Source organism: Chryseobacterium sp. Chry.R1 (assembly GCF_039645525.1).
Taxonomy (GTDB): domain Bacteria; phylum Bacteroidota; class Bacteroidia; order Flavobacteriales; family Weeksellaceae; genus Chryseobacterium; species Chryseobacterium proteolyticum.
This window is the reverse complement of record NZ_CP151793.1, coordinates 2916701-2929013: the sequence shown is the minus strand read 5'-3', so window position 1 is coordinate 2929013 and position 12313 is coordinate 2916701. Positions and strand designations below refer to the sequence as shown.

Genomic DNA, 12313 nt, shown 5'->3' with positions numbered 1-12313 from the left:
TTTAAGCTTTTAACTAATTTTTAAATAAAATATTCAGTATGATCTCTTTTCTCTCTGATATGATCTTATCAAATTCTTTATCACTGATCATTAGATTCTCCATCAAAAGAGGACGTATTGCGCTGGGAAATACCAATAAAGAAACCATATTCAGAATAAATTGGATAGGCTTCATTCTCTCTATATTTCCTGCTTCCATTTCCGTTTCAATGTCTTCATACATCTTTTTCAAATCATCTTCCTCTATATCCTTCTTATGACAATTCCCTTTATTGATCTGTGAAACAATATAAGTTTCCAGATAAGGATACTGAAGGCTTGTTGATAAGCTGCCTTCTATAAACTGGCTTATTTTCTCTTTAAAAGGCAGATCGGAATTCTGTATAATTTTAGATTTCTCTTGTTCTACTTTTTGCGCTTCATTAAATACAATCTGCATCAGATTATCTCTTGAACGGAAATAGTAATTAATAAGCGTTCTATTCACTCCGGCTTCATCTGCAATCTCTTGCGTAGTAGCATCAAACTTCCCTTTCACAAAGAATAGGTGCTTCGCAGTTTCTTTGATCAATTCTTGTGTTTGGTCTTTTTTTGCTTGATTTGACATTTTTGTTAAACAAATTTGTGCAAATGTAGATCAAAATTTTTTTTTGACAAAATTGTTAAACAAAATAATTAAATGAATCTCATGATTTCCATCATGTTTTAAAACAAACACTTACAGATGAATGATTATTAATCCCGATAAAGTGAGGCGTTTTTATATATTTGCCGGAAATTAATAATAGATGCGGAAAATTTTATTTCTTTTATCAGTGTTCATTTACAGGAACTGAAGTCGGCATCTATGATAGAAGAGGTATTCCGGTATTCAAAGATATCATCAGTAAAAAATCTTTTGAATGGGACGGAAAATACAATTCATTACCATTGCCTACAGGAAGCTATTGGTACATTATAAGGGTTTCAGATGGGCGATTATACAATGGTTGGATATTGATTAAGAACAGAGAATAAAAACAAAAAAACGAGCAGAAAATTCTGCTCGTTTTATATTTTTATAATAATCTGATTTTATCCTCCATAATATCGATGATCTTATCTTTATAAAGACCTCCGATTGCTTTCTTGAAGTTCTTTTTACTCATCTGGATTTCATCTTTGATCTCCTCTGGAGTAGATTTATCAGATAGATAAAGAAGACCATAGTTCTCTTCTAATTTGGTAAGGATTTTTTGCTTAAACTCATCAATATTTTCAAAACCTTCAGGCTGTAAGGAAACATCAATCTTACCATCTTCACGAATGGCTTTAATATAGCCTTTTTCTTCAGATAGCGGATATAGCTTTTTGAAAACATCAGAAGCATAGATCAATCCTATGTATTTTTTATTAATGACAACATTCCACCCCAGTTCACTTTCATTCATCATGATCAAATCTACTTTATCCCCTTTCTGGAAGGGCAGATTTTCATATTGTGGGTTTCTTTTAAACTTTGTTGTTCCTGTGATCAGTTCCAGATCCTCATCTACATAAAGATATACCAGATATCTCTTGCCTTCAATAATTTTGGATTTTTGTTGCTTATAAGGAATGAATAAATCTTTAATAATTCCCCAATCCATAAAAGCACCACTAGGTAAACTCTGAACACTTGTCATTACTGCATACTCTCCTACTTCAGCCAATGGAATTTCAGTAGTGGCTTTTAATTTACCATCATCCTGATACACAAAAACTTCAATTTCATCCTCAATTTCCTTATCTTCCTGAGCGAAAACCTTTGGTAAAAAAGCCTTTTCACCCGATTCATCGATCAGGATCCATCCTGAATTATTTTTTTCTGAAATTTTTAAAGTTTGAGTTCTTCCGAGTTGCATTGATGATAAAATTAGTCTGCAAAGGTACGGAAATATAAAATGACTCATTCAGAAATAATTCCGTCAACTTCTATTTCCCTGAATTTCCTGATTTAATTCTATTAATCCGAATACCCAATATTCCTTTACCAGTTTATAAAGAGGTCTGTTTTAAAAGAGAACTTAGCTACAAAGTTGATTATTCATCGACCGGTTATTAAGTTGTCTGAAAACGAGTCCGGATTTCGTTCAGCTTGTTATACATTGTGCTTAATAATTGATCCGAAAGCTTGTCAAGATTAAAATGTGTGGCCAGGATAAATCTTAGTTGATCAGGCTCTGTAATTTCAAGACTTTCTTTTCTTCCATCATTTCCGCGTATAGTGAATGCATGATTAAAAAGGGAATATCTGGATTTTTCATCTACACGGGAAATCATAAGAGATTTACCAAATACAGAATCAGGCCCGGTAGCCACAAACCAATTTGCCATTTCCAGGTCAGGCTGCTCCACTTCTTCAAGTGAAAATTTATAGATCGGAAGCCATTCTTCCTTCAAAACTTCCAACTGATAAAAAATGTCATTGTTAACCAATCGAAACACTCCATTTGGAGTTTCCTGTTCTATATTTGCCTGAAGTAATATGGGCGAAGTAAGCGTCATTGAACCGAACCCCACGTCCACAAGGTATTTTAGACCCTTAATTTCTGTAGTGAGCATCATGTGTGATCTTGCCGTTGCTTTACCATTGGCACTATTCCACAGGACTCTGGCCAGATGCATTTGGATAGTAAATCCTAAGTTCGTCAGGATATTTTTAAACAGTAAATTTTGTTCATAACAGTATCCACCTCTTTGAAATGTAACCAGTTTATGGAAAATGGCACCTCTATCTAAAGAAGGAACGATGCCCGTGAAAGAATCAATATTTTCAAATACAATATGTTTAGGATGCAACTGATGTAATCTCTGCAAGCCTTTCAGCTCGCCGTTATCTTCATGGTTCCAGTACGTTCCCAACCGTTTTAAATACAATTCAAATTCTGATCTTTCCATAATTAGATTAAAGTTGTCTAGATGCTTATTATGAGTTTGCTATATATTCCATTAATTCCCTCTTACTGCTTTCGAAATCAAAAGCATCATACACCATGAAATACCTGTTCTTATCTGCGCATTTTCGGTACATGGATTTCGCCAGGGCCAATTTATTCTTATCAAAACTCAACGACTTTACAAGATCCCTTATCTGCTGTGAAGTAAAAAAAGAAGTACGCATCTGCTGATTAATCAATGCTATTTTACCGTCATCAAATTTCTCATTATTCTGAAGCATTTCAAAAAATTGGCTGAAGGTGCGGGCATCCATAGTATTGCCCGGTTGATTCCAGTTTCCGGATTGATTACCATAAGGGTTATTCCATATATCATTCCAGTCGTTGAAGCCATAAGATTCGTTCTGAACCGGGTAAGAATCCAATAAATATAAACCTTCATTGGTAAAAAAATCGAGTACCATTCTGTTGTTATTCCTTAACATCAGAGTCGATCTGTAAATTAAAAATCCATTATCATAAATTGATATGGGCAATCTCCCGGATTGTAAATCAAAGAAACGGTATTTTCCCGAATTGTTCGAAATGGATTGATCACCAAGTTCAACAGTGAAATATCCCAGTTCAGGAATCCTCAGAAAAACTTCTGCATATCCATAATTTTGGTTCCAATGATAATTGGGATTTTTAAAACCATTATTTTGATTACCGTTTCGAAAGCCGGAATTGCTTTTAGTCGTATTATTTTGTTGATTTCCTTTGGCCGCTGAAGATTTCATTTCAGTCACAGAAGCTTCATTTTTTAACAGTTCTCCTGCTTTTCCAGCTTCCTGAGCAAAAGAATAAATTCCGGTAAACATCGCTAAACCAATAAATATATTTTTCATTATTTTACTTTTATATCAGCATCTCTATTTTTATGCCAAAAAAAAGAGAAACCAAGTTTTGGTTTCTCTTTTTATATCAATTTTGAAATTTTTAATCTTTCAGTAAATACTACATATGAATTGGTCTCTTCCCTGTAGCATCCAATGCCGCTTCTTTAACAGCCTCAGCATACGTTGGGTGAGCATGAGAACTTCTTGCAATATCTTCTGCACTTGCACGGAATTCCATAGCAATTACACCTTCAGCAATCAAATCTGCGGCTCTTGCTCCGATGATATGCATTCCTAAAACCTCATCTGTCTTCTCATCAGCAATGATTTTTACCAATCCGTCAATATCACCACTTGCACGGCTTCTTCCTAATGCTCTCATTGGGAATGAACCCACTTTAATAGCAACACCTTCTTCTTTTAACTGCTCTTCAGTTTTACCAACTCCGGCAACTTCAGGCCATGTATATACTACACCAGGAATAAGATTGTAGTTGATGTGTGGCTTTTGACCTGCTAAAGTTTCAGCAACAAATACGCCTTCTTCTTCAGCTTTATGTGCTAACATAGCTCCTTTAACCACATCTCCGATCGCATAAATATTGGCAACATTGGTCTGTAAATGATCATTTACCTTTACTCTGCCTCTTTCATCAAGCTCTACTCCAGCCTTCTCAAGACCTAAACCATCTGTATAAGGCTTTCTACCCACAGAAACCAAACAATAGTCTCCTTCAACAGTAATTTCCTCTCCTTTTTTATCTTTAGCTGTAATTTTTACAGAGTCTCCATTTCTCTCAACAGCAGAAACAGCTGTAGAAAGCATGAATTTCATTCCCTGCTTCTTAAGAACTTTCAGTAATTCCTTACTTAATGCTCCATCCATTCCAGGAATGATCTTATCCATAAATTCAACAACAGTAACCTGAGATCCTAATCTTAAATATACTGAACCTAGCTCAAGACCGATTACACCACCTCCGATAACTACCAAATGCTTAGGAATTTCTTTAAGATTCAAAGCTTCAGTAGAAGTAATTACTCTTTCCTTGTCAAGCGTAATAAAAGGCAATGAAGATGGCTTGGAACCTGTTGCAATGATTGTATATTTGGAATCGATAGTTTCTGAAGAACCATCTTTCTTGCTGATTTTAATCTGAGTAGCTGATTCAAAACTTCCAACACCTTCAAAAACAGTAATTTTGTTTTTGCTCATCAGATAGTTGATCCCATCTGTATTTTGCTTTACCACTTCATTTTTACGCTCGATAATTCTTGCAATATCTACTTGAGGATCATTGATAATGATTCCGTGACCTGCAAAATTATGTTTTGCATTTTCGAAATGCTCGGAACTATCTAAAAGTGCTTTAGAAGGAATACATCCAACGTTAAGACAAGTTCCGCCTAAAGTTGAATATTTTTCAATAATTGCTGTTTTGAAGCCTAATTGCGCAGCACGAATTGCAGCAACATAACCACCAGGACCAGAACCTATTACGGTAACATCGAATTGACTCATGTTATTTTATGAATTTGTTTATTATTATCTATCTTAAGTCTTACAAATTTAATGATAAATTACCAAGCACCAAAGTGAGTTTTATCAATTTTAGAATTGATAACAGGACATCCTATCTTTCACAGGAGTTATTTCAATAGTTTGATATTTTCTTCATTTCCTTCTTTTAAATAAATAGCTGAAAAAATGAGTGGTTTTTCAGCTGATGCATTATCAAAATGAAGAATTTTAACGTTTTTTGGTTCATAAAAAGCATCCCCCTCATGGAGTATTATTTTTTGCTGTCCTTCTATCTGAAAAACAGCATCTCCTGATTTTATTATTCCCAATACCGGACAAGGATGCAGATGCTCCGGTGCCGCTACGCCTGCAGCTATTGTGACCTCCTGAATTTCCGCAGTTTTAACTTTCTGATCAAGACCTGTTTTTAGCAACTCTTTTCTGGAAAGCTGGGTGTTCTGAGCCATAAGAGCTACAGAATTTACCATCAAAATAGCTATTGCAAACGATTTAATTATTTTCTCCATGATTACCTTTGGTTTAATAATTAGTAATTAACCTATTAACAATTTTTATTATGAATTACGAACTACATCCAACAGAAGTTTTTCGTATTTATCGAGAATAATATTCTTGGAGAACCTTGATTTAATAGAACTTTTAATGGCTTCTTTATCATAGGTCTGATGCAGGATACTCATGATCTTTTGGGAAAAATCTTCATGATTATTGATATCCGAAATCTCACCGTTTACCTGATGTTGGATGATTTCATTAATACCTCCGGGACAGTTGTTGGCAAGAGCATAAGTTCCACAAGCACCGGCTTCCAATAATACATTAGGAAATCCCTCATATCTTGAAGAAAGAATGAAAAGGTCCGCGTATTTTAAGTATTGATAAGGATTCTCCTGTCTTCCATGGAAAAATACATGTTTTAATCCCAGAAAATCTTTCATCTGATGCAGGATTTCTTTGTCTTTTCCGTCCCCCAGAATATGGAGCAGAATATTTTCATTTTTTAATCGGGAAAAAACTTTCAGTAAGTTATCGAATCCTTTTCTTGAAGATAAATTTCCAATGGCCACAACATTTTTGTAATTGTACGCAAAGCATTCCGGTTTTTGGGAAACGGCAAGTTTCTGATTGATAAAATCAAAATCCACCGGATTATTGATCTTGACAATCTTATCCGATTTTATATTGAAATTCTTCATCAGATCCCTCATCATGTCATCACTTTGTGCGATGATCCGTTGATAGTTATTATAAAAATTATAAAAGAATTTAATTTCTTTCCGCGTCACATGCTCACTTACCACATTTGTTTCTCTGGCAATGAACTTCGTCCTTGGAAAAAGCTTTATAAACAGTGATAAATAAGCATTTACCTCACCAAATCCTGAAAATACAATATCAGGTTTCCTTTTATAGATCTCCGATAAAATAGGCTTTAATGAATGTCTGATTCTTTCTGTATTGATATCAATAATTTCAACATCTTTTTCAAGAAAGCTAAGATAACCTCCTTGTTTCCGTAAAAGCAAAATCTTAGGTTCAAAACGATCCCGCGAAAGATGATTTGCAATTGTGGTAATAATTCTTTCTGCACCTCCGGTTTCCAAATCCGGCAGAATAAAAATAACAGAAATCTTTTTCATCATTGTAAAAGAACCTTACCCATGATCGGATAAGGTTCATATTTTTAATTTAATTAGCTACGTCACTAATGAATTTTATCCTTAACATTCTGACCTCTTCATCAGAAAGCTCGTCTCCGAATTCATCCAGCAATACTTTCATGCTATCGCTTTCAGAATCATTCATGAATTCCATGAAGCCATCTACAATATCTTCATCGAAATTATCTTCAATATAATAATCAATATTCAGCTTCGTTCCCTGGTATACAATACTTTCCATTTCTTTCAACAATTCATTCATTGTTAAATTTTTGGCTCTTGCAATATCCTCAAGATCGATCTTCTTATCGGTACTCTGAATAATAAATACTTTGTGGCTCGATTTATTCGCTACCTGTTTCAGTACCATATCCTGAGTACGTTCAATATTATGGTCTTCAACATAGGTTTTTATGTAGTCGGCAAATTCCTTTCCATACTTTTTGGCTTTTCCTTCCCCTACTCCATAAATCTTGGCAATTTCTTCCACTGTGATCGGATACTGAACCGTCATGTCTTCCAAACTAGGATCCATGAATACCGTATAAGGGGGAATTCCGTATTTTTTAGCTACTTTTTTCCTCAGTTCCTTTAGAAGACCAAATAAATTCTGGTCCAGTCCTCCTCCGGATTGCATCTGCACCTGATCACTTTCCGCTTTTGACTGTGTAAGGTCAAATTCGCGGTCTTCTGCTATCATAAACACGTGATCTAAATTATGGTCCAGAACCTGTAGGCCTTTATCCGTAATCTTTAAAACACCGTACGTTTCAATATCTTTTTGCAGAAAATTCTGAACAGTAGCCTGTCTTAAGATCGTTTTCCAATAGTTATCTTTCTGATCTTTCCCGAAACCGAAATATGAACTTTGTTCAAGCTTGTACGATTTGGTGACAGCACTTTCTTTTCCCGAGATCACCGAGATCAGGTCTTTGGATTTAAACTTTTCTCCAGTTTCCCTGATCAGTTCCAGAACTTTCTTCAGATCTTTTGTAGCATCCTTTAATTTTGGAGGGTTTGATGCATTATCACACATTTTAGCTCCTTCTCCATTAACAGGATCAAAAGCTTCACCAAAGTAATACAAAATATACTGTCTCCGGCTCATGGATGTTTCAGCATAACCTACCACTTCATTTAAAAGTTGTAATCCGATTTCCCTTTCTGAAACCGGCTTTTGAGCAAGGAACTTTTCAAGCTTTTCGATATCTTTCGGATCATAAAAGGCTAAGCAGTGTCCTTCTCCACCGTCTCTTCCTGCGCGTCCCGTTTCCTGGTAGTAACTCTCTAATGACTTCGGAAAATCGTAATGGATTACAAACCGCACATCCGGTTTATCAATTCCCATCCCAAAAGCAATGGTTGCAACAATAACATCAGCATCCTCCATGAGGAATTTATCCTGATTAGCCACTCTTACCTTCTGGTCAAGACCGGCGTGATATGGTAATGCATTGATTCCATTCACTTGTAAAAGCTGCGCAAATTCCTCTACTTTTCTCCTGCTTAAACAATATATAATTCCTGATTTTCCCTTATGCTGATTAATAAATTTTACGATTTCAAGATCTACATTGACTTTCGGGCGTACTTCGTAGTATAAATTAGCACGGTTGAAGCTTTCCTTAAATACCAATGCATTCGTCATTCCCAATGTTTTCTGGATATCATCCTGAACCTTAGGAGTTGCCGTGGCTGTAAGTGCAATAACGGGAACGTCGGCAATTTTATCGATAATCAATTTCAGATTTCTGTATTCCGGTCTGAAATCATGTCCCCACTCTGAAATACAGTGAGCCTCGTCAATAGCAAAGAATGAAATTTTAACTTCCTTAAGGAAATCCAGATAATCTTCTTTAATTAATGATTCAGGAGCAACATAAAGTAATTTTGTCTTCCCGCTTTTAATATCATCAAAGACCTGCTTGGTTTGGGTTTTATTTAATGATGAATTTAAAACATGTGCTACTCCATCATCAGATGAAAGACCATTTACGGCATCTACCTGATTCTTCATTAATGCGATTAAGGGAGAAACTACAATCGCCGTCCCTTCAGAAATGAGTGCCGGAAGTTGGTAACATAATGACTTACCTCCCCCTGTCGGCATCAAAACAAATATATCCTTCCCTTGTAACAGATTTTCTATAATTTGTTCTTGTTGACCTTTAAAAGTAGAAAACCCGAAATACTTTTTCAATTCGCCTGATAAATTGGCTTTTTTTGCGCTCATCTAATTTTCTATTGCTAAATTTGCATCTAATCCAAAGTTATAAAATTTTTGCTTATAATAAAAGCGAACGAATTTATAAAAAATAAAATTTATATTAAATATTCTTTTTAAAGTATAAATTTATATCGGGAGAATTTTGTATACAAATTGTAAAGGTAAAAATGGAAAGAGCAAATATCATTTCAATAGCAAAAACAACATTAGAAATAGAGATTTCAGAACTTGAAAAATTAAAAAGCAGAATAGACAATGAATTTGTAAAAGCAGTAGAGGTTATTCATTCAGCAAAAGGAAAATTAATTGTTGTTGGAATAGGAAAATCTGCTCATGTGGGAAATAAAATTGTTGCCACGCTCAATTCCACCGGAACTCCTTCCCAGTTCCTTCACGCTTCGGAAGCCATTCATGGAGATCTTGGAGTTATCCAGAAACAGGATGTGGTTTTATGCATTTCCAATTCCGGAAATTCACCTGAAATTGCCAATCTTGTTCCATTCTTAAAAGATTATTCTTCAGCATTAATAGGAATGACAGGAAACAGAAAAAGCAAACTGGCAGAATTTTCTGAAATCATTTTAGATACCCAAGTGGACCTTGAGGCCTGTCCTAATAAACTAGCTCCGACCAGTTCTACTACCATACAGATGGCACTGGGAGATGCGCTGGCAATCTGCCTGATGGAACTCAACGACTTTAAAGAGAACGATTTCGCAAAATTCCACCCCGGAGGAAGCTTAGGAAAAAACTTAACCGCAAGGGTTGAGCAATTCCTTTCATCACAAAAACCACAGGTAAGCGAAAATGCACCTGTACGGGATGTAATTATCTCAATCAGCGCATCGAGTCATGGAATTACTGTGGTTACAAAAGAAGATGAAATCATCGGTGTGATTACGGATGGTGACCTGAGAAGGATGCTGTTAAAAGATGAAGACGTATCTAAGGTTCTGGCCAAAGATATCATGTCTGCCCATCCTAAAACCATTGAAAAAAATGTTCTCGCAAAAGATGCGATGAAAGTTTTAAAAGAAAACAATATTGGCCAGCTTATTGTAACCGAAAATGGTAAATACTTTGGAATTATAGACCTTCACAAATTGTTGGACGAAGGAATTATCTAAAAAATAACATCTTATAAAAATAAAGTTCCGGCTTGCTTCGCAAGCCGGAACTTTATTTTTACCCTTGCCAATTTTTTTAAAATCCATATCTTGTAAGAACAAATACAAAAAAACATGAAGAAAAAAGCATTAATCGTAGTCACAAGTGTGGAAAAATACCCTGAAATGGATCGTGCAACCGGTTTATGGCTAGGTGAGGCAGTTCATTTTTATGAAAAATTATCCCAAAAAGGATATGAAATCGATTTTGTAAGCCCGCGGGGTGGTTACACTCCTCTTGATCCTGTTTCCCTCCAAATGTTTGTACAACCGGTGGACTGGAAATATTATGCAGATCAATCCTTCAGGGAAAAGTTGGCAAATACTTTAGAGCCTAAGAATATTCATGCAGAAGATTATGAAGTTATTTACTATTCCGGAGGACATGGTGTTGTATGGGATTTTCCTGAGAATAAGGAGTTACAGGATATTTCAAGAAAGATCTATGAAAACGGAGGAATTGTTTCTTCGGTATGTCATGGTGCTGTAGGTTTATTTAACATCCGGCTTTCAGATGGTGAATTACTGATTAAGGGGAAAACACTTACCGGTTTTTCAAATTCGGAGGAGGTAGCAGCTGAGTTAGCTGACCATATGCCTTATCTGACAGAAGACGTTTTAAAAAGCAATGGTGCCAACTATGTAAAAGCCGATAAAGATTTTATTTCTTTCGCCGTTGCTGACGGAAGACTGGTTACAGGCCAAAATCCTCAATCAGGAGGAGCGGTTGGTGAAAAAGTGCTGGAAATATTGGAAAAACAAGAAAAGTAGAAATCTAAAAACTGATCCCGGTACAAATTTACCGGGATCAGTGATTATATAAAAAGGACAGCAAAATCATAATCAATAATTACAATTACTCATTATAATTTCATAGTTTTGCATGCTTATATATTATAAAGTTTTTACTTTGTAAGACCTTAATATTCTAGATAGATTCTATATAATGGAAGAAAAAAAGGAAATGTCCTTTCTTGGGCACATTGGAGAATTAAGAGGGCATCTGATTCGCTCAATTATTGCTATTATTATTGCCGCTTTTATCATTGGCTTTAATATCAATTGGATTATGGACCATATTTTTTTCGGTCCTACCAGAAATGACTTTCCCACTTTTAAAATTGTTAATCACTTTTCGAGGATGATCCTCGGAGAAGACAGCATACATCTTCCAAAAGAATTTCCTGTTCGTGTACAAAGGCTTTATCAGCAGTTCAATGTCATGATGGCGGTTTCTATTTTCGGGGGGATTGTTCTGGCATTTCCCTATATAGTCTGGGAGCTTTGGCGTTTCGTCAGTCCTGCATTACATCCAAAAGAAAGAAAAAATTCGATCTTCATTATCAATGCGGTGTGGATATTGTTTATGTCAGGGGTTTTATCAGGGTACTTTCTGATTCTTCCTTTTGCCGTCAACTTTGGGGTGATTTTCAAAATTTCCGATATTATCGTTCCTCTTTATGATCTGAGTGATTATACCACGTTATTCTTACAGGTTGTATTAGGTATGGGAGTGGTTTTTCTATTTCCTATCCTTATTTATTTCCTTACGACGATCGGAATTCTGAGCCCGAAATTCATGAAAACATACCGAAGACATGCTATTGTGCTCATCATGGTTGTTGCAGCCATTATTACTCCTGCTGATGTTTTAAGTATGATTATGGCTGCCCTGCCATTATTGTTGCTGTATGAATTCAGTATTGTTATGTGTTCTTATACCTATAAGAAGGTTCAGAAACGTGAAGGAAACCTGCCTGTCGTTCAGAAGTAGTGTCAGCAAAAAACGAAGACCGAAAACGTCTTCTTACTATATTCCCGCAGATTGATCTGCGGGATTTTTTTATGGATATAACCACTCGATTTATATTTTTTTTCAGGAGCTTAATCCTGCTTTTCGTTACAATCTTTTTTATAAAA

General features: G+C 35.5%; 11 protein-coding genes. 3 read left to right on the top strand and 8 right to left on the bottom strand.

The genetic code is table 11. The annotated features are described in order from the left end of the window. Nucleotides 1-13 precede the first annotated feature (13 nt). The 8 genes from AAEU33_RS13230 to recQ all read right to left on the bottom strand — a co-directional run bounded on the left by AAEU33_RS13230 (nucleotide 14) and on the right by recQ (nucleotide 9233). Entirely contained in the window at nucleotides 14-607 is a 594-nt protein-coding gene (locus AAEU33_RS13230) for a TetR/AcrR family transcriptional regulator (RefSeq protein ID WP_345987994.1), read from the bottom strand. 451 nt (nucleotides 608-1058) lie between these two features. Further along, nucleotides 1059-1883, bottom strand: a complete 825-nt coding sequence (locus AAEU33_RS13225; RefSeq protein ID WP_345987992.1) for a S1-like domain-containing RNA-binding protein — start codon at nucleotides 1881-1883, stop codon at nucleotides 1059-1061. 196 nt (nucleotides 1884-2079) lie between these two features. After that, on the bottom strand, nucleotides 2080-2919 hold the full coding sequence (locus tag AAEU33_RS13220; RefSeq protein ID WP_345987990.1) for an arylamine N-acetyltransferase: 840 nt from the start codon (nucleotides 2917-2919) through the stop codon (nucleotides 2080-2082). Nucleotides 2920-2947: 28 nt separating this feature from the next. Further along, the gene (locus AAEU33_RS13215) at nucleotides 2948-3805 is read right to left on the bottom strand and encodes a DUF4476 domain-containing protein (RefSeq protein WP_345987989.1); all 858 of its coding nucleotides are present in this window, start codon (nucleotides 3803-3805) and stop codon (nucleotides 2948-2950) included. A gap of 109 nt (nucleotides 3806-3914) precedes the next feature. Beyond that, nucleotides 3915-5318: a dihydrolipoyl dehydrogenase gene (gene lpdA / locus AAEU33_RS13210; RefSeq protein WP_273648234.1), complete on the bottom strand. Its 1404-nt coding sequence runs from the start codon at nucleotides 5316-5318 to the stop codon at nucleotides 3915-3917. 128 nt (nucleotides 5319-5446) lie between these two features. Further along, nucleotides 5447-5845, bottom strand: a complete 399-nt coding sequence (locus AAEU33_RS13205) for a cupin domain-containing protein (RefSeq protein ID WP_345987987.1) — start codon at nucleotides 5843-5845, stop codon at nucleotides 5447-5449. A 48-nt stretch (nucleotides 5846-5893) separates the two neighbouring features. Continuing rightward, nucleotides 5894-6979: a glycosyltransferase gene (locus AAEU33_RS13200; RefSeq protein WP_345987985.1), complete on the bottom strand. Its 1086-nt coding sequence runs from the start codon at nucleotides 6977-6979 to the stop codon at nucleotides 5894-5896. A 49-nt stretch (nucleotides 6980-7028) separates the two neighbouring features. Beyond that, nucleotides 7029-9233 carry a DNA helicase RecQ gene (recQ, locus tag AAEU33_RS13195; RefSeq protein WP_172278637.1) on the bottom strand — a complete coding sequence of 735 codons (2205 nt, stop codon included), beginning with the start codon at nucleotides 9231-9233 and terminating at the stop codon, nucleotides 7029-7031. A gap of 161 nt (nucleotides 9234-9394) precedes the next feature. On the opposite strand from recQ, the gene AAEU33_RS13190 reads away from it, so the two are divergent. The 3 genes from AAEU33_RS13190 to tatC all read left to right on the top strand — a co-directional run bounded on the left by AAEU33_RS13190 (nucleotide 9395) and on the right by tatC (nucleotide 12167). Then, complete coding sequence (locus AAEU33_RS13190; protein ID WP_345987983.1) at nucleotides 9395-10354, top strand: KpsF/GutQ family sugar-phosphate isomerase; 960 nt, start codon at nucleotides 9395-9397, stop codon at nucleotides 10352-10354. Nucleotides 10355-10468: 114 nt separating this feature from the next. Beyond that, a complete protein-coding gene (locus AAEU33_RS13185) occupies nucleotides 10469-11164 on the top strand; it encodes a type 1 glutamine amidotransferase domain-containing protein (RefSeq protein WP_345987982.1) in 696 nt (231 codons plus the stop codon). A gap of 175 nt (nucleotides 11165-11339) precedes the next feature. Then, a complete protein-coding gene (gene tatC / locus AAEU33_RS13180; RefSeq protein WP_273648238.1) occupies nucleotides 11340-12167 on the top strand; it encodes a twin-arginine translocase subunit TatC in 828 nt (275 codons plus the stop codon). Nucleotides 12168-12313: the final 146 nt, after the last annotated feature.